Annotated in this window: 20 protein-coding genes; 8 read left to right on the top strand and 12 right to left on the bottom strand. The window is 64.8% G+C overall.

The features are described from left to right. From VH499_RS13175 to VH499_RS13165, 3 genes are all read right to left on the bottom strand, one after another. Positions 1–1,207 (bottom strand): ABC transporter substrate-binding protein (locus tag VH499_RS13175; protein WP_332053199.1); only part of this gene is annotated, 1,207 nt, incomplete at its 3' end. A 196-nt stretch (positions 1,208–1,403) separates the two neighbouring features. Further along, positions 1,404–2,162, bottom strand: coding sequence for a Crp/Fnr family transcriptional regulator (locus tag VH499_RS13170; protein ID WP_332053198.1), 759 nt, complete (start codon positions 2,160–2,162; stop codon positions 1,404–1,406). Between the two features lie 109 nt (positions 2,163–2,271). Next, a complete protein-coding gene (locus tag VH499_RS13165; protein ID WP_332053197.1) occupies positions 2,272–2,727 on the bottom strand; it encodes a metallopeptidase family protein in 456 nt (151 codons plus the stop codon). Between the two features lie 252 nt (positions 2,728–2,979). Here VH499_RS13165 and VH499_RS13160 point away from each other — a divergent pair, with 252 nt between their 5' ends. The 3 genes from VH499_RS13160 (at position 2,980) to VH499_RS13150 (ending at position 5,603) form a co-directional block, all read left to right on the top strand. Beyond that, positions 2,980–3,270 (top strand): 4a-hydroxytetrahydrobiopterin dehydratase, encoded by a 291-nt coding sequence (locus tag VH499_RS13160; protein ID WP_332053196.1) that lies wholly within the window; start codon positions 2,980–2,982, stop codon positions 3,268–3,270. A 163-nt stretch (positions 3,271–3,433) separates the two neighbouring features. Beyond that, positions 3,434–5,152, top strand: a complete 1,719-nt coding sequence (metG, locus tag VH499_RS13155) for a methionine--tRNA ligase (RefSeq protein WP_332053195.1) — start codon at positions 3,434–3,436, stop codon at positions 5,150–5,152. Positions 5,153–5,198: 46 nt separating this feature from the next. Continuing rightward, on the top strand, positions 5,199–5,603 hold the full coding sequence (locus tag VH499_RS13150; RefSeq protein ID WP_332053194.1) for a hypothetical protein: 405 nt from the start codon (positions 5,199–5,201) through the stop codon (positions 5,601–5,603). Between the two features lie 47 nt (positions 5,604–5,650). On the opposite strand, the gene VH499_RS13145 is transcribed toward VH499_RS13150, so the two are convergent. The 6 genes from VH499_RS13145 to VH499_RS13120 form a co-directional block, all read right to left on the bottom strand. Then, positions 5,651–5,875 carry a hypothetical protein gene (locus tag VH499_RS13145; RefSeq protein WP_332053193.1) on the bottom strand — a complete coding sequence of 75 codons (225 nt, stop codon included), beginning with the start codon at positions 5,873–5,875 and terminating at the stop codon, positions 5,651–5,653. Between the two features lie 190 nt (positions 5,876–6,065). After that, positions 6,066–7,022 carry a CDF family Co(II)/Ni(II) efflux transporter DmeF gene (dmeF, locus tag VH499_RS13140; RefSeq protein ID WP_332053192.1) on the bottom strand — a complete coding sequence of 319 codons (957 nt, stop codon included), beginning with the start codon at positions 7,020–7,022 and terminating at the stop codon, positions 6,066–6,068. Positions 7,023–7,032: 10 nt separating this feature from the next. Then, positions 7,033–7,275, bottom strand: coding sequence for a DUF3297 family protein (locus VH499_RS13135; RefSeq protein WP_332053191.1), 243 nt, complete (start codon positions 7,273–7,275; stop codon positions 7,033–7,035). Between the two features lie 29 nt (positions 7,276–7,304). Next, positions 7,305–8,297, bottom strand: a complete 993-nt coding sequence (locus tag VH499_RS13130) for a hypothetical protein (protein WP_332053190.1) — start codon at positions 8,295–8,297, stop codon at positions 7,305–7,307. Next, positions 8,294–9,481 carry a chromate efflux transporter gene (gene chrA / locus VH499_RS13125; RefSeq protein ID WP_332053189.1) on the bottom strand — a complete coding sequence of 396 codons (1,188 nt, stop codon included), beginning with the start codon at positions 9,479–9,481 and terminating at the stop codon, positions 8,294–8,296. The genes VH499_RS13130 and chrA overlap by 4 nt, the downstream gene beginning before the upstream one ends. Positions 9,482–9,510: 29 nt before the next feature. Further along, complete coding sequence (locus VH499_RS13120; RefSeq protein ID WP_332053188.1) at positions 9,511–10,482, bottom strand: chromate resistance protein ChrB domain-containing protein; 972 nt, start codon at positions 10,480–10,482, stop codon at positions 9,511–9,513. Between the two features lie 116 nt (positions 10,483–10,598). On the opposite strand from VH499_RS13120, the gene VH499_RS13115 reads away from it, so the two are divergent. The 4 genes from VH499_RS13115 (at position 10,599) to VH499_RS13100 (ending at position 14,048) form a co-directional block, all read left to right on the top strand. Beyond that, a complete protein-coding gene (locus tag VH499_RS13115; RefSeq protein WP_332053187.1) occupies positions 10,599–11,051 on the top strand; it encodes a chromate resistance protein ChrB domain-containing protein in 453 nt (150 codons plus the stop codon). 93 nt (positions 11,052–11,144) lie between these two features. Then, positions 11,145–12,068: a YncE family protein gene (locus VH499_RS13110; protein WP_332053186.1), complete on the top strand. Its 924-nt coding sequence runs from the start codon at positions 11,145–11,147 to the stop codon at positions 12,066–12,068. After that, entirely contained in the window at positions 12,065–13,063 is a 999-nt protein-coding gene (locus VH499_RS13105) for an ornithine cyclodeaminase family protein (protein WP_332053185.1), read from the top strand. The genes VH499_RS13110 and VH499_RS13105 overlap by 4 nt, the downstream gene beginning before the upstream one ends. A 25-nt stretch (positions 13,064–13,088) precedes the next feature. Further along, positions 13,089–14,048: a Fe-Mn family superoxide dismutase gene (locus VH499_RS13100; protein WP_332053184.1), complete on the top strand. Its 960-nt coding sequence runs from the start codon at positions 13,089–13,091 to the stop codon at positions 14,046–14,048. A 24-nt stretch (positions 14,049–14,072) separates the two neighbouring features. Here the strand turns inward: VH499_RS13100 and VH499_RS13095 are convergent, their stop codons facing one another. Together VH499_RS13095 and VH499_RS13090 are read right to left on the bottom strand one after the other, a co-directional pair. Beyond that, a complete protein-coding gene (locus tag VH499_RS13095; protein WP_332053183.1) occupies positions 14,073–15,230 on the bottom strand; it encodes an alpha/beta fold hydrolase in 1,158 nt (385 codons plus the stop codon). A gap of 257 nt (positions 15,231–15,487) precedes the next feature. Further along, positions 15,488–16,249 (bottom strand): 3-hydroxyacyl-CoA dehydrogenase, encoded by a 762-nt coding sequence (locus tag VH499_RS13090; RefSeq protein WP_332053182.1) that lies wholly within the window; start codon positions 16,247–16,249, stop codon positions 15,488–15,490. A 79-nt stretch (positions 16,250–16,328) separates the two neighbouring features. Between VH499_RS13090 and VH499_RS13085 the strand changes: the two genes are divergently transcribed. Further along, positions 16,329–16,682 (top strand): YkvA family protein, encoded by a 354-nt coding sequence (locus VH499_RS13085; protein ID WP_332053181.1) that lies wholly within the window; start codon positions 16,329–16,331, stop codon positions 16,680–16,682. Here VH499_RS13085 and VH499_RS13080 read toward each other — a convergent pair. Continuing rightward, positions 16,654–17,586, bottom strand: coding sequence for a DMT family transporter (locus VH499_RS13080; RefSeq protein WP_332053180.1), 933 nt, complete (start codon positions 17,584–17,586; stop codon positions 16,654–16,656). The two genes, VH499_RS13085 and VH499_RS13080, sit on opposite strands and share 29 nt — an antisense overlap. Position 17,587 lies beyond the last annotated feature (1 nt).

The raw sequence follows: 17,587 nt of genomic DNA, 5'->3' as shown, positions 1-17,587 counted from the left end.
TCGACGGTCCCGGATAACCGAAGACAACGCACCAATCATCGGCGGTTTCCAGCACCTTCAGCTTGTCGGATGGATGCGACGACGGATCGTTGGAGAAGATCGGCATCGGCTTCGGCACCAGGTTCGGGAACAGCGGATGATCGTATCCGGTGCTCGCCTTGAAGGCGTCGGTCCAGTTGGCGCAATAGTCCTTCAGGAAGGCGGTCGCCGCCTCCTTGTTCCGTGCAAATTTCCAGATGATGTAGGAATTCGGGGCGCCGGCAGCGAGGCGACGCACCGGACCTGCCGGCGTTTTCGCCACGAAGATCTTGTCGGCGAGGGCCGGATTGGACTTCTGAATTGTACGGTAGGCCGAGATCGGATTATGGATGAGTGAGCCGCGGCCCGACGCCAGGAAGCGGTTATTGCCGGCGTCGTCCCAAGACAGGACCTCCGGCGTCTCGGCTTCGGTGTAGAGCGCCTTGACGAACTTCACGACCTCGAGGGTCTCCTTCGAGTCGAGGGTGACGTTCTTGCCGCTCTCGTCGCATATCGAGGCGCCGTAGCTCCACAGCATGCTGTTGTACGAATTGTTCGGATCGACCGAATGGCCAAGGCCGATGCCGACCGGGAAGCCCTTGGCCTTGAGCTTGGCGCCACCCTTGCGGACGTCTTCCCACGTGTCCGGCATCATGCCGATCTCGCCCCACAGGTCCTTGCGGTACAGTATCGGGAAGTCGATGTAATAGTCGGGGAACGCCACCCACTTCTTCGTCGCGGTATCGAAAGCGACCTGCTGCCCGATCTTCCCGACCTTGCCGTACTTCTTCTCGAGCTCCTCGACCAACGGCGTCATGTCGAGCGTGCTCTTTTCGAAAAGATGCGGTCCGCCCGATCCGTTGAAGCCGAAGATGTCGTGGCCGGCCTGGGCGCTGACTTCGGCCGCGGCACGCGCCGGCAACTCGAGATGCGGGATGTGGTCGATCGTGGCGTTGACGCCGTTCTTCTTTCCCCAGTCGCGGACGAATCCATCGAGCCACGTGTCGTACTCCGGCACGAAATGGCTCCACTGGATGATCTTGAGGGTCTTGGTATCGGCCAGAGCCGTCGAGACGAACGGTGCTCCTATTGCCGGAGCGAGACCCAAGGTGCCGGCGACAGCGCCGGACTTCTGCAGGAACACTCGCCGTGAAACGGTGCGACGGCCCGTCTTTTTTCCGATGCGCATGCGTTGCCTCCTATGTTTTCGTTATCGCCGTGCGCGCTTCCCTTCACTTCGCGAAGATCGAGTTCGACCACGCCGATCAGCTCGAATCGGCAAGCGCCTCCCCAGTTGGCCGACGCACGCTGCCGCATCGCGAAAGGCCCCGCTTTAGCTTAGATCATTGATATAGATCAAAGGCCGCACCCCCAGTAATAGTAGGTTAGAGGCCGGGAATACGCAGCCTGCCGAGATTGGCGCCGTCGAAGTCCGAGACGCGGGAAAGCGCGGAAACATCCAGGCAGGTCACGCGCGAGCCTTCGATGGAAATCAGCCCGTCCTCGCGGAGCCGCCGAAGGGTGCGGTTGATATGCGGCACGCTCAAGCCCAGCGTATCGGCCATCAGCTCCTGTGTCATCGGCAAGGCGTAGGAACGATCGTCCTCGGCGAAGCCGGCGATCTGCAGGCGGAACAGCAACTCGAGCAGGAGATGCGCGACACGTTCATACGCCGATTGCCGCCCGACTCCCACCAGATGCTCGGCGTAGAGTGCCGCCTCGTGGCCCGCCAGCCAGAACATTGCCGTGCCGAGCCGCGGGTAGCCCTGGAACAGATCGAACAGGATGCTGAACGGAATGGAACAGCAGACCGCCTCGGTGAGACTCGCGATCGAATAGAGACAATTGTCGAACAGTCCTCCCGGAAGGCCGACGAAGTCTCCCGGCAGCACGAGGCTCAGGATCTGCCGTCGGCCATCATGGAGCACCTTGTATCGGATCGCCATGCCGCGGTTCAGGGTGAAGATGCAGCGATAGGCATGACCTGCGGTCATGATGTCGATGCCCGGCCGGATCTTGACGAAGTCCGTCTGGAGTTCTTCGAGGTGCGCGCGCTCGCGCGCAGTCAGATCGACGAATCGCGAGAGCTTGGCGATCAACGGCGCCCTGAGGGTACGCAAATCAACATGACTCGAGGTCGTCATTGACCTTTCCCGCCGATGCGTTCCCCGGGCCTTGAAGGCTAATCTAGATCAATGATGCTTGCAAAGCCCGGCCTTTACCGCCGGATGTCGGGAAAAAATGCAGGCGGCCCTAGGCGTTGGGCCGGGCGCGCCTCGCTTCTTCCTCGGCCTTGGCTTCGATCGCTTCCATGTCGTCGTCGCTCAAGCCGAAGTGATGGCCGATCTCGTGGATCAGCACGTGACGCACGATGTGCGGCAGGTCTTCCTGCGACTCGCACCAGTAGTCGAGGATCGGACGACGGTAGAGGAAGATCCGGTCGATGTCGTTGGCGACGTGGCCCGCGCCACGCTCGACCATCGATACGCCCTGATAGAGACCGAGCACGTCGAATGGCGTGTCGAGCTCCATCGCCTTCTCGACTTCGTCGGACGGAAAATCATCGACCTGGATGCGGACGTTGCCGACATGCCGACGAAATTCCTCCGGGATCGTCGCCAGCGCTTCGGCCGCGATGGCTTCGATGTCCTCCAGCGATGGCGCAAGACTGAAACTTGGCGTGCGCCGCGGATTGGTGAAAACCGGCATTCTTCCCCCATATCGCAGCCGCGGGCGCTCGCCAAGGTCCTGAGGTGACCGATTGTTCACTGTCCGCGCAGCCGATTCCGGCGCGGAATTTCGCATGGTCGCGTTTCCCGTCGAACCGCCCTAGATTCGCGCTCGCCGGGACTGATGAATGTCGTCCTCCATTCGGGTCTGCACATCGCACGAGCTTCGCGGCGGTGGACATGAAACCAGGCGTGGCCGGAGGCAAGCGTCGAGCCAGCAAAGGAGAAACCGATGACCGCCAAATTGACCGGGAAGGCACGCGGCGATGCGCTCGCAGCGCTCGATGGCTGGAAGGAAGTCGCCGGCCGCGACGCCATCCAGAAGAGCTTCAAGTTCGCCGACTTCAATCAGGCCTGGGGCTTCATGAGCCGCGTGGCGCTGGCCGCCGACAAGGCCGACCATCATCCCGAATGGTCGAACGTCTATAATCGGGTCGAGATCGTGCTCTCGACCCACGATGCCGGCGGCGTGACGGACAAGGACGTGGCGCTGGCAAAGTTCATCGACCAGGCGGCCGCTTGACGGCATGGGCCGGGCGGCCGCATAGACGCACCATGTATTGCCCGGTCCGCTCCGTCGCTTCGCGAATGCGTCCGGCCTCCCGACGGGATGGGCCGGAACGATGACGCGCGGACACTGACTTCCCGCCCGACTCTCCCGGCCCTTCCTCGCGAAGGGCTTTTTCATGTCGCCCGACACGATGGAGAGTTCGATGGCGAAGTTCCTGATCACGAGTGCACTGCCTTATATCAATGGGGTCAAGCATCTGGGCAATCTCGCGGGCTCGCTCCTGCCCGCCGATATTCATGCCCGCTTCCGCCGACAGACGGGACACGAGGTCCTGTTCCTGTGTGGGACCGACGAACACGGCACGCCGGCCGAGCTGGCGGCGCGCGCCGAGGGTCTCCCGGTCACCGACTACTGCGATCGACAGCACGCGCTGCAAGCCGACATCTATCGCCGCTTCGGTCTATCCTTCGATCATTTCTCGCGCACATCGGGCGCCGCCAACCGCGCGTTGACGCAGGAGATCTTCCGCCGTCTCGATGCGGCGGGCTGGATCGAAGAGCGCGTCCTTCGGCAGGCTTATTCGGCAGGCGACAGACGCTTCCTGCCCGATCGCTATGTCGTCGGCACCTGCCCGTTCTGCCAAGACTCCAATGCGCGCGGTGATCAATGTGAGAGCTGCACGCGCTTGCTCGATTCCACGGAGCTGATCGACCCGCGGTCGGCGATCTCTGGAACGCACGACATCGAGTTTCGCGAGACGCGCCATCTCTTCCTGCGCCTGTCTGCCTTCCAGGATCGACTGCGCCACTGGATCGAGGGCCAGGACGAGTGGCCGCTGCTGGTCCGGTCGATTGCCCTGAAGTGGCTCGACGAGGGCTTGCGTGATCGCTGCATCACGCGCGACCTGTCGTGGGGCGTGGCAGTGCCCAAGGCCGGCTTCGAGCACAAGGTCTTCTATGTCTGGTTCGATGCGCCGATCGGGTACATCGCCGCTGCGGTGGAATGGGCCGCGGCAGGACCGGGCCGCGATTGGCGGGAGTGGTGGGAAGGCGGCGCGCAAGTGCGCTATCTCCAGTTTCTCGCCAAGGACCAAGTGCGCTATCTCCAGTTTCTCGCCAAGGACAATGTACCGTTCCACGCCGTCAGTTTTCCCGCGACGCTGCTCGGCTGCGGCCTGCCGCTGAAGCTTCCCGACGTGATCAAGGGTTTCAACTGGCTGACCTTCGAAGGTGGCAAGTTCTCCACCAGCGGCCGGCGTGGCATCTTCACCGATGCGGCGCTTGCCGCCTTGCCGGCAGATACCTGGCGATGGTGGCTCGCCGCGAATGCGCCAGAAGGTGCGGATTCGAACTTCAGGATCGACCGCTTCGTGGCGGGCATCAACAAGGACTTGGCCGACACGTTCGGCAATCTGGTCAATCGCTGCCTCTCCTTCGTCGGCAACCGATTCGACGGGATCGTGCCTTGCGCCGGAGCGCCCGGATCGCCTGAAGACGAAGTCGGCCGCCGATTGTGCGCATGTCTCGACCGCTTGCGCCGCCATCATGAAACCCTCGAATTCCGCAAGGCCGCCGAGGAGGTTCGCGCCATATGGCGGCTCGGCAATGCGTACTTGGCCAGCCAGGCGCCGTGGGCAGCGCTCAAAAGTGATCCCGAACGCGCTGCCGTCATCGCGAGGACCGGCGTTAACCTCGTTCGTGCCGCCGCGTTGGCCGCATGGCCGTTCATCCCGACCGCAGCGGCGGCCGTCCTCGAAGGCCTTGGCGAAACAGCGGAGACCGTGCCGTGGCCAAATGATGGCAGCGCCCTGACCGCAATACCGGGCGGAAGGCGGATAGCCGTGCCCCCACTACTGTTCCGCAAGATCACGGCGGCGGACGTCGCCCCTCCCTGAAGATGTGGTGGAACAACCTCCGGGCGCCCCCGTTCTAATGCTCACGATGGAGGCCGCCATGGAAAATCCGACCGGCACACTCGACAAGTTTCACCTGGGCGTGAGCGCCGACGGCCAGAGCTGCGTGATGGTATTCATCGACGAGGAGCGGCACAGCATCAACTGCGTCGCGGATTACGCCGAATTCAACGCCTTCATCTCCAGCCTCAATCACGCTGCGAACGAGATGGCGCGCCGCCGCAACGCGACCGGCGAGGAGGAAACGGGCACGCGTCTCGACACCATGAACGTCGCGTCGGCCGCCTTCCAGTTGAACCGGGACGCGGGCTACATCGAAGGTGCCCTGGTCGGTGATGCCGGCGAAATCGTGGGGATCCGCATGTGCCCGGAGGTTGCCTGTCAATTGACGCGCGCCATGTTGATGTCGGCACCTGCGGCCAGCAGCTGCTGAAAAAAAACGCCTCCACTCGCGGAGGCGCTTTTTTGTTCCGGTCCCCCTCAGCGCGGCTTGTCCTGGCCGCGCGGGTCGCCCGCCTTTCCTTTGGCTTCGGCAGATTTCAGATCAGCCGCTTCGCGCGAGTCCATGGCACGCTTGGCTTCCTTCGCCGCCTTGTCGACCTTGCCGTCCTTGATGAACCTGGCGGTCGCTTCGTCATAGGCCTTGGTGCCGCTATAGCTGCCCTCGCCTTCGATCCCGCCCTTGGATTTTGCCTTGTCCTGCATGGCTGGCTCCTCTGGTTGCACCCAAAGAACGCAGCGGTCAGAGCAAGGTTACGCGATCAATCCCGCCCCCGGTGGTAGCCCAGCACGCCTTGGATGCAGCAGCGAAAGGTCGGGAATCGCTGACAAGCGCCTCCCGGCGCCTCATGCACCACTTCGCCCTGTACCAGCGCGATGTCGAGCGTGCATGAGCTCAATGCACACCGGCGCAACGATGGACCTCGACCGTGATGTGGCTGAGATGCGGCAGATCGTCGAGCCGGGCCTTGTAGTGGGCGACCGGCTCCGGCGCGTGCGCGACCAGCGAAACGATGGCACCGTGATGACCGGGACCGAGGCGCCAGACATGGAGGTCGGCTATGCGGTCGTCACCGACCTCCAGCCGCTCGCGGATCGCTTCGTCCAACTGGCGATTGGGCACGGCATCCAGCAGGACGGCGCCGGCATCGCGCATCAAGCGCCACGCCCAGTGCGCGATCACGCACGCACCGACGACGCCGATCGCGGGATCGAGCCAGTTCCAGCCATAGAAGCGCGCCGCCAGCAGCCCGGCGATCGCCAGCACCGAGGTCAGCGCATCGGCCAGCACATGCCAGTAGGCCGCGCGTAAATTGTGGTCGTGATGAGGGGCGTGATGTTCGCGATCCTCGCGATCATGGGGGTGCCGATGAGTGTCCGCATGGCCATGGTCGTGGTCCGCTCCCAGGAGCCACGCGCTCGCCAGATTGACCGCGAGACCGACCGCGGCGATCGCCGTCGCCTCGCCATAGTGGATCGCCACCGGCTGGAACAGCCGACCGATCGATTCGTAGCCGATCAGCAAGGAGATCAAGGCGAGCACGATCGCGCTGGTGAACCCCGCGAGATCACCGAGCTTCCCCGTGCCGAAGGCGAACCGCGGATCGTGCGCGTGATTGCGCGCGTAGCGATAGGCAAAGGCGGCAATGCCCAGCGCGCCGGCATGGGTCGACATGTGCCAGCCATCCGCCAGGAGCGCCATCGAACCGAAGATCGTGCCGCCCACGATCTCGGCCACCATCATGGCGGCGGTCAGCCCGACCACCAGCCACGTCCTCCGTTCGTTGCGATGGTGCGCCGCGCCGAGAAAAACATGGTCGTGGCGCCAGTGGGCAAGCGTGTGGCTGTGCATGCGACCTCTGTCACTTCTGAAAATAGGGCTCGACCCTGCCGGTAAGCTTGACGGTCAGAGGATTACCCTTGCGATCGACCGTCTTGCCGACAGCGACCCGGATCCAACCCTCGCTCACGCAATACTCCTCGACGTTGGTCTTCTCCTGGCCGTCGAACTTGATGCCGACGCCCTTCTGCAGCAGCGCCTCGTCGTAGTACGGGCTGCCGGGATTGGTGGACAGGCGGTCGGGAAGCGAGTTGGTCTCGGTCATGCCTGGATCATAACACGGCGAGGCGAGCCTCAGGGCGCCGGGCGCAAGACCTGGATTGCTGCAGGCTCCCGGAACGTCGCACGTTCGGCGACGAATAACCGGTCGAGCTCCGGCACGAACAGCGAAGTGCGCGCGCCCGACGCGGTCGAAACATGTCCGACTCGCACATATCGATCCGCTTGCCACTCGAAGACGTCCACGACGCCCTCCCCGCAACTCGCGTACAACCGATGTCGCTTGGCGTCGACGAACAAATCGTCGGCATCATCACAGAGATCGAGAGCGGCCGCGATCCTGCCGTCAGTGACGTCGAACGCGACAAGTCGCGCCGGGCGGCGATAGCCGACAAGCACCTGTTTTGCCGCAATGTCGAACGCCATCGGAAAATTCGCCTGTGCGTGCGAGAAATGCCATGTCGCCGCCTGCCGGCCGGAAGCGAGATCGACGACAGCGACCTGCCGTGCGTCCGGCACGTTCACGAAGGCGCGCCCGTTGTCAGGATCGAGCTGAAACGATTCGGGGTGGCCGGCGAGCGGAATGTTGCCGACCTTCGTGCGATTCGCCGGATCGATGATCGCAAGCGCGCCCCGGCCATAGCCGACAAAGACCCTGCGGGTCCGCACATCGATGCGGACATTATCGGCATCGTCGCCCAGCTCGACTGCACCCGCGGGAATGAGGTCCGGCCCCTGGAACAGGCGCACCGACCCGTCGGCGGCGTTGGCGACATGGAGGGTGTCGGTCGTCAGCTCATAGCCGACGCCCTGCGGCTCGCGCAGGCCGGCCAGGGTGCGTTCGGTCTTCCCCGCGCCGAGGTCGACGACGCCCACGCTGTCATTGCCCAGCTCGGCCACGAACAGGCGCTTGCGCTTGAGATCGATCGCGAGATGGTCGATGCGGCCGCTCACCGGGCCGAGCAGGATCTTCGTCTCCGGGGAGAGAAAGGAGGTCGGCTCGCCGGCCCAACTGCCGGAAGAGACGGCAAGACTTGCCACCGCGACCAGCCTCCCGATCCGTTTCATTTCAGCATGACCCAGGTCGGATGGAGCAGCGGAAAGGCAACGAGGCCAACCACCGCCGTCACGGCGATCAACAGCGGATTGCTGACCTTCCAGCGAAACAGCACCGCGAGGGAAAGCAACCCGACCAGCGCCGTCAGCCAGTCGCCGATCGCGATCTTGCCCAGCAACACGGAGGCGCCGAGGATGGTGCCGATGGCCGCCCCGTAGGCGCCCTTCACGAAACCCTGGACGTTGGCATTGCCGCGATGGCGGGCGAGCATCGGGGCCGCGACCAGCACGAGGATGAAGGAGGGCAGGAAGATGCCGATGGTCGACACGAGCGAGCCCCAGAAACCGCCGACGAGGTAGCCGACAAAGGTCGCCGTGATGACGACCGGACCGGGACTGATCATGCCAATGGCGACGGCGATCAGGAATTGCCGCTCGTCCAGCCAGCCATATTGCTGCACCAGGCCCTGCTCGAGAAACGGCACGATCACCAGACCGCTGCCGAAGGTGAGCGAGCCTGCCTTGAGGAAGAACAGCAGGAGCTTGGCGAGAACGGAGGGGCTGGCGGCAGGCGCGAGCGGCATGACGGCCGGCACGCCGAGCGGCGCAAGCCCCATCAGGGTCTGGGCGGGCGGACGGCGGAACAGGCTGCCGTAGTAGAGGATTCCCACGATGCCCGCGCCGATGAACAGGAGGGCCACCTCGGATTTCAGGATGATCGTGACCGCAAAGCAGACCGCCGCGATCATCCATTGCAGCCAGTCCTCCATGCCGAGCCTGGCAAGGCGCCAGCAGGAATGCAGGATCAGGGCGATCACGGCGGGGCTGACGCCGTAGAAGATCGCCGTAACCGGCTGCAGGTCGCCGAGATAGACATAAAGCGCGCCAAGCGTAGCCACGATCAGGAAGTTCGGCAGGATGAAGGCCCAGCCGCCGGCCCAGGCGCCCCAGAAGCCGCCGCGCAGATAGGAGATGTAGACACCCACCTGGATCGCGAGCGGTCCCGGCAGCGACTGGCAGATCGCAATCGCCTCGCGCATCTGTTCCTTGCCGAGCCAGCCACGGTCGGCGACGAGCTCGCGCTCCATCTGCCCGACTAGGGCCACCGGACCGCCGAAGCCTAGTACCCCAAGCCGCAGGAAATAGAGCACCAGCTCACGGATGCCGCCGAGCGGCGCTTCATTCGTGGTCGCCATCTTTTCCACCTTCCGGCGCGGCCGGCGGATCACGCTTCCCTCTTGAGCGCGAGGGATTCGTAAAGCCCGTCGAGGAGAACGGCGCCGCGCGCCAGGCGCTGGTCGTCGTCGACGCCCGGCGCCGCGATGCCGGCGATCAGGCTGCGCACGCCAGCGGTTTCGGCATGACCGTACTTGTCGTCCTTGAGATCGATGTCGTGCACGATCTCGCCGATCGCGGTGAGCGCCGGATCGACCAGCCCGGCATGCGCCACCAGCACCTCGAAGGTGCAGCGGTCGCCCTCATGGGTGAACTCGCCCTCGAACATGTCGAAGCGCAGTTCGCCCGGTTCGGGCTGGTAACCGCTGCTTGGCACGAACTTGAAGCGCGCACCCTTGTCGATGAAGCGGCGGATCAGCCATGCCGAAGCGATACGATCGACCTGCACGCCGCGGCGCGTGACCCAAGCGCGATGGGCCAGCAGGCCCGGCGCGGGTGTCGTCTGCGGTGACTTCATGGCATCCCCTCCTTGCAAGACCGCCTCGAGCCCCGACACCAGACCCTGCGCGGCGAGGCGTCCGTTGGCGCCGAAGAAGTCGATGGCGACGACGCCTTCGAGCTGCCTGCGCAGACGCACCGTCTGGCTTGCCAGTTCGGCCAGTTCGCTGTCCGGCGCGTCCTGCTTCAGTCGTGCGCTGATCTCGCGCGCCTCCGCTGCAATGCGCGCATAGTCCTCGTCGCGCGCCGAGTCGAACAGCCCCTGCACATCGCCGTCGGACATGCCTGCGACCACGACCGCTTCGCAGATCATCGCCTCGCCGCCGGCTTCGCCGATTTCCTTGGCGAGCCACGCGAAGTCCTCGCGCGTGTCCGCATTTGCCGGCAGGGCGTAGACCGCACCCTTCACCGTCGCCGCACCCAGCGCCTGCAACCGTCGCCAGATCTTGACCCGCGCGTAAGCGGGCTTGGCGGGAAGCTGATGAACCAACAGCAGCCAACGCGCGCTCGTGTCCGCTGACATGATGAACTCGTATCACACTACTTCGTGATATGCAACGTATGTATCAAATTTGATTTGCTTGCCATTTTGGTTAGGCATATGGAGCTGAAACAAGTATATCAAAGAAAGGAACAACGATGAAATGGGTTACCAGAGAACGCCCGAAGATCGATCGCATCGCCTGCCCATGGCTGATCAGGCACTTCATCGACAAAACACCCGAGTTTCTCTACGTGCCGCCGGCGGAGGTACTGCCGACTGCAGAGAGGACGGGGGCGACCCCCTACGATATCCCGGGCGTGAAGTTCAGCCATGTCGGCGAGAAATGCAGCTTCGACGCCTTTGTCGTGGAGTACAAACTCGATGCGCCCGGCCTGGACAGGTTGGCCGACATCGTGCGTGGGGCCGACACCTCGCGGCTCGATCTCACCCCGCAATCGGCCGGTCTTTTCGCCATTTCACTCGGCCTCGGCCATGTCTACGAAGACGACCACGAGATGCTGAAGCACGGCTTGGTCGTCTACGACGCGCTCTACGCCTGGTGCCGCCATCTGGTCGGCGAGACCCATGCCTGGCCGCCCAAGATGTGAGGCTGCCGCAACCGCCGTGTCGGTGAAATCGGGACGGCCGGCAGAATTTCGTGCGGTGCCTTTCGCCTCTTCGCCTCGCCTGAGGGTGATTCCATGCCTTTGACCCCAACCGGCCATGTCGCTCTGCCCGAACACAGGGGCGGCGGCGGCTTCGACCACGCCGCCGTGCATGCCGCGAGCGGTCGAGTTTACGTGGCGCACACGGCCAACGACGCCGTCGATGTGTTCGACGACCGGCGGTACCTGTTCTCGGTGCCGAATCTGAAGGCCGTCGCGGGAGCCCTGGTGAGCGACGAAGCCGACCTCGTGTTCTCCTCGAACCGCGGCGAGAACACTGTCGCGATCTTTGGCCCGGGCCCCGATCCCGAAGTGGCCAAGGTGAAGGTCGGACTCGGTCCCAACGGCTTGGCCTACGATCCTCGTCGCCGCCTGTTGCTCGCAGCCAATGTCGGCGATCCCGCGATCCCGCACTCGCGCACGCTCACTGTGGTCGACGTCGGAGACCGTGGCGTACGGGCGGAGATAGCGGTACCCGGCCGGACGCGGTGGACGGTGTTTGATCCTGAGTCCGAGCGCTTCTACGTGAATATCGCCGATCCCGCGATGATCGCGGTCGTCGAAGCATGCAAGCCGGACGCCCTGGCATGCACCTTCGCCATTCCCGCGGCTGGTCCGCACGGCCTGGATCTCAATTGCAGCACGCAGCAACTGTTCTGCGCCTGCGATGCCGGCACCCTGGTCATTCTCGATGCCCGCTCGGGAAAAACGCTGGGCGAGCGGGCGCTGAGCGGCGCGCCCGATGTGATCTTTTTCAATCGGCAACGCCGACATCTTTACGTTGCCGTGGGTGATCCCGGCGTGATCGACGTCTTCGACACTGCATCGATGGACCGCCTCGGCCGGATCGAAACGGAAAAGGGCGCACATACACTCGCTCTCGCGCCGGCGGGCGACTGTCTCTATGCCTTTCTGCCCGCGACCCATCGGGCGGCGATCTACCGGATGGGCGTGCCATGAGGCCGATTTCTGGCAGCCTGCTCATTCTGTCGCGCGCTGACGTGGCACGGCTGATGGATTTCCCCGCCTACGTCGACGCGGTTGAGGCCGGCTTCCGCGCCGCCGCCTCAGGCCATGCGCTCGGACCGCCGGCGACGGGGTTTGCCGTGCCGGGCGGTTCGTACCATGCCAAGGCGGCGGCACTGCTCGGCGATCCGGACGGCATGGTCGCCATCAAACTCAATGGCAACTACCCCGGCAATCCGGCAGCCCGTGGTCTGCCCACGATCCAGGGTGTCATCTATCTCGCTGATGCGGGCGACGGCAGGCCGCTTGCCCTCATGGACTCCATCGAGATCACCATCAATCGCACAGGGGCAGCGACCGCACTGGCCGCACGCCATCTGGCCCGCCCCGGTTCGTGTGTGGCCACGATTTGCGGTGCCGGCGTCCAGGGCCGGATCCAGGCGCGTGCGATCGCCCGGGTCGTCCGATTGGATCGCATGTACATCTGGGATATCCGAGCCGAGGCGGCACAGGCGCTGGCCGACGAATTGTCGAAGGAGCTGACGTTCGACATCCGACCCAGTGCCGAACTAGCCGTTGCGCGGCGGAGCGACGTCATCGTCACCTGCACGTCCTCGCGCCAGGCTTTCTTGTCGCCCGATCTTGTCCGACCCGGCACCTTCATTGCCGCCGTCGGCGCAGACAACCCCGACAAGCAGGAGATCGACCCGGCTCTGTTCGCGTGCGCGACGGTTGTAGTCGATTCGTTCGAGCAATGTGCAGAGATCGGTGATCTGCACCATGCGTTGACAGCAGGTGCCATCGGCCGCGAGGACGTGCGGGCAAGCCTCGCCGAGCTGGTGGCGGGTTCGAAGCTTGGTCGGTGCAATGCCGAGGAGATCACGCTGTTCGACTCGACCGGCCTTGGGTTGCAGGACGTCGCTGCCGCCGCTGCCGTCTATCGCCGGGCGCTCGAGGCAGGCATCGGCGAACGCTTCACCATCAACTGAAAAGGCCACGCAGAGGAGAACTGTCATGACGCAATTTCGCCTTGCCCCGCTCTATTGCCGACCATGGACCCTCAACGGCATGACGCCGCGGCTGATCGAGAGCCACTACGAGGCCAACTACGGCACCGCGCTGCGCCGTCTCAACGCGCTCACAAAGGAGATCGAATCGCTCGATTCCACGGCCGCGCTGCCTGGTTCGCTCAACCGGCTGAAGCGCGACCAGGCGCTGCTGCTCAATTCGACGCTCCTGCACGAGCTCTACTTCGCGAGCCTGGGCGGCGACGGACGCACCGTGCCGGAACCACTGGCTACCGCCATGATCCGGGACTTCGGCTCGGTCGATCGCTGGCGCCAGGAGTTCGTGGCGCTGGCGCAGGGCCTGGCCGGCGGCTCGGGCTGGGTGATCTTGACCTATGTGCCGCGCGACGGCGCGCTCATCAATCAGATCGGCACCGACCATACGCAGAGCGTTGCGGGCGGCGTGCCAATCCTGGCACTCGACATGTACGAGCACGCCTACCATATCGACTTCGGCCCCAACGCACAGGCTTACATCGCCACCTTCATGCGCAACATCGACTGGAACGCCGTCCTCGGCCGCTACGAAGACGCAATCAAGGTTCTGCCACCGCGGCCTCTGATCCAAAGGGAATTCGCCGACGTGCCGGCAATCTCGCCCGAGGAGGTGAAGGCGATGCTGGAGACGGGTCAGGACCTGCAGATCATCGATACCCGCCCGCGGCACTACACGACCAAGTCGACCGAGATCATGGAAGGCGCGGTATGGCGCGATCCGGAGCGACTCGACGACTGGATCAGCGAGCTCTCGAAGGAAAAACCCGTCGTCACCTACTGCGTCTACGGCTTCCACATCGGCTGCCAGACGGCGACCGCGCTGCGCCAGGCAGGATTCGACGCGCGCTACATGGCGGGCGGCCACTATGCCTGGAAGGCGATCGGCGGCAAGGTCCGGCTGTTCGAATAGCCTTCGCCGCAATCGCGGACTTGATCAGGCGGCGAGGCTTGCCATCGCCGCGGGCGCCGCCGCGAGCCAGTGGGCCACACGAGCCCATGCGCCGTGCAGGGTCTCCGCGCCGACGAACAGGCTCAAATGGTTGCCGGGCTCGATCGCGCTTTCGATGTCCTGCGGCGGAGTGCCGACGGTGCGCCGTACCGCCAGAAGCTGCTCGGGCGGCACGACCTGATCGTCGTGGGCGGCGAGCAGGAAGAGCGGATGAAGCACTTTGCCCAGATCGACCTGCTGCCCAAGCGCGACGAACCGGCCTTGCACCAGTCGGTTCTCCTTGAACAGCCACAGCACGGACTGGCGATAGAAGGCGCCGGGAAGATCGAGAGGCGCGTCGGACCAGGCACCGAACCGTTCGCGCAGCACCGGCTGCCGGCTCAGTTCATCGGGCGCGACTTGTAGCGCAGCGGCAATCTCCTCGCTTTGCAAGGCGGGCTCCCACAGTTCGACCGCACGCCGGCCCAGCACCCGGCCGTCGCCCAGCCGGGTGAGTTCGTCGAACACGCCGAATGGCAGAAACTGCGCCGCCACCGACAGCCGCGAGGTGCCGGCGTCGGTATCGACCGGAGCGCCGGCCAGCACCAGCCTGCGCACCTTGCCGGGAAACCGAGCGGCAAAGACCAGGGCCATCCAGCCACCCTGGCAGAGACCGACCAGATCCACCGGCGCGCCGATCTCGTCGATCGCCACATTGAGCTCGGCGAGATAGCTGTCGATGGTGAAGAGCCGCATGTCCGCCGTGGCCGAGCGCCAATCCGTCAGGAAGAGCCGCCGGCAGCCATTTCGGGCCAGCGTCTCGATCAGGCTGTGGCCAGGCGCGAGATCCGCGATCGTGGCGCGATGCAACGCGAAGGGCGCGCAAACCAGCACGGGTACCTCGCTGCCGGCACCGGCGTCGGAGAAGTCGCGCAAATCCATGGTCGGCAGCTCCAATCGCAGCCGGTTCGGCGAGCACCAGTCGAGCTTGGCGGGCTGCCGCGAATCGGCCGGCGACCCGCTCAGCACGCGGGCCATCTCGCCCGCCTGGGCGGCCAGCGCATCACCGGCGGCGGCCGCGGCGATGAAGGGCCAGATGAAGAAATTGGTCGAAAAGACAGACCCCGAAGCCATCTCGCGATGGCCACCCGTGCGCTCGTTCATGTCGGCCCCCTATCGCTTGCGCGGCCGCTTCCCGGCGGCGCCCAGCGCCGCCGATGCCAGGCCAGATGGCTGACGACATCTCGCACAATTCGAGCTCCTTGCCCCGTGCGCAAGGGCAAGGCTTGATGAGGGGGCAACGTGCCGCGCGTCGAATGCGCGGCCTCGAGTCCGATACTCCGTCCGGATGGGAACGGCAAGACAAGAGAGAGCGATCGGATCCCTTGGTGCGAATTGGCGCCGTGACGATCGCTATGCAGTCACTTCGGCGCCATGCGGATGGCACCGTCGAGACGGATGGTCTCGCCGTTCAGCATGCGGTTCTCGACGATCTGCATGGCGAGCTGCGCGTATTCCTTGGGATCGCCCAGCCGGGATGGAAACGGCACTTGCGCGCCGAGGCTCTTCTGCGCTTCGGCCGACAAGCCCATCATCATCGGCGTGAGGAAGAGACCGGGCGCGATGGTGCAGACGCGGATGCCCATGCTCGAGAGATCGCGCGCGATCGGCAGCGTCATGCCGACCACGCCGCCCTTCGAGGCCGAGTAGGCTGCCTGACCGATCTGGCCGTCGAAGGCGGCGACCGAGGCGGTGTTGACGATGACGCCCCGCTCTCCGTCCTCCAGCGGTTCCGCCTGACTCATGGCCCATGCGGCAAGCCGGATGATATTGAAGGTGCCGATCAGGTTGACCTGGATCACCTGGGCGAACATGCCGAGATCGTGCGGGCCGTTCTTGGAGATAGTGCGGGCGGCGCGGCCAATGCCGGCGCAGTTCACCACGACCCGTGGCGCGCCGAGCTTCTCGACCATGGTCTTCACCGAAGCCTCCGCGTTGGCCGCATCGGCGACGTTCGTCTTGAGGTAGAGACCGCCGATTTCCTTGGCTTTCTTCTCGCCGAGCTCGTCCTGCAGGTCGAAGATTGCGACCTTGGTCCCTGCCGCCGCCAGCGCCGATGCCGTCGCCCCGCCCAGACCGGATGCGCCGCCGGTGACGATCGCCGCTTGCCCCTTGACGTTCATTCCCGTCCTCCTTGGTTGCGCCGCTTTTAGCATGGCGAGCCCTCTTGCCAAGCGGCCGCCGAAGCCCGACCTTGAACCCATGACGGATCTAACGCGGTTCGAAAGCGACCAGAAGCGCGTCCGCGAGGGCTTCTGGCAGAAGGCGCGCCGGACCCTGGGCAAAGTCCCTTTCACCGAGGACGCCGTCGCTGCATTTTATTGCGCGACGGACACGGCGACGCCGTTGCCGATTCGCGCCACGCTGTTCGGGGCATTGGCTTATTTCGTGATGCCGTTCGATATCATTCCCGACTTCATCGCCGGCCTCGGCTATACCGACGATGCAGCCGTTCTGCTGGCCGCGTTCACGGCCGCGGCCTCGCACATCACCGAAATGCACCGGCAAAGGGCCAGGGCCTGGCTGCTCAAGGAGCAGGACGCGCCGCCGGGATAGCGCGCGCTTCGGCCCGCCGCTCGCGCACGAGCTGGCTCTCGCGATAGGCGATGTAGAGCGCCGAAGCGATCACGATCGATGCGCCGATATAGGTCCAGATCTCCGGCATCTCGCCCCAGATCAGCCAACCCACGAACACGGCGAAGGGCAGACGCAGGTAATCGAACGGTGCCACCGCCGACATTTCGCCCGCGGCGAAGGCCTGCACCCAGAAATACTGGCCAAGCGTCGCGGTGACCGACACGCCCACCGCGAGCGCCCACCCGTAGGCGGACGGCCAGCGCCAGAACCAGATCGCCGGCAGCGCGAGCAGCAGGGTCGAGAAGATCGCGAACTGGGTCAGGATCATCAGCGGTGGCTCGGAGTCGGACAGCCGCCGCACCAGCAGGATCGAGATGCCGACCGCGAGCGCGTTCAGGAGCGCCACGATCGCGCCGGGCTGCAGGCTGCCGCTGCCCGGTCGCGCCATCACCAGCACGCCTACGAAGCCGATGATCGTGGCGCTCCAGCGCCGCCAGCGCACCTTCTCGTGCAGCACGACCGCGGCCAGCACGACCGAAAACAGCGGCTGGGAGAAGGCGAGCGCCGTCGCGTCGGCGAGCGGCAGCATCGAGACGGCATAGAAGCCCAGCACCATCGAGCAGGTGCCCATGAAGGTGCGCCAGAAGTGGCCCTGGATGCGCTTGCTTCGCCACGGCTGCACGCGGCCGCTCAGCACCACGGGCATCAGAAGCAGGACCGAGAAGAAGGCGCGGAAGAAGGCGGTCTGCACGCCTTCGATCTCCGCCGAAAGCAGGCGGATCATCGCGCCGTTGGTCGTGAATATGAACCCGCCGCTCACCAGCCACAGCGCGCCCTGGACGTTGGGCGGCAGGCGTCTGAAGGCGGCAGTGCCGAGTTTCACG

It is taken from the genome of Reyranella sp., from assembly GCF_036558665.1.
Taxonomy (GTDB): domain Bacteria; phylum Pseudomonadota; class Alphaproteobacteria; order Reyranellales; family Reyranellaceae; genus Reyranella.
Note: the sequence above shows the minus strand (reverse complement) of the source record. Positions and strands in the feature narration are given on the sequence as shown.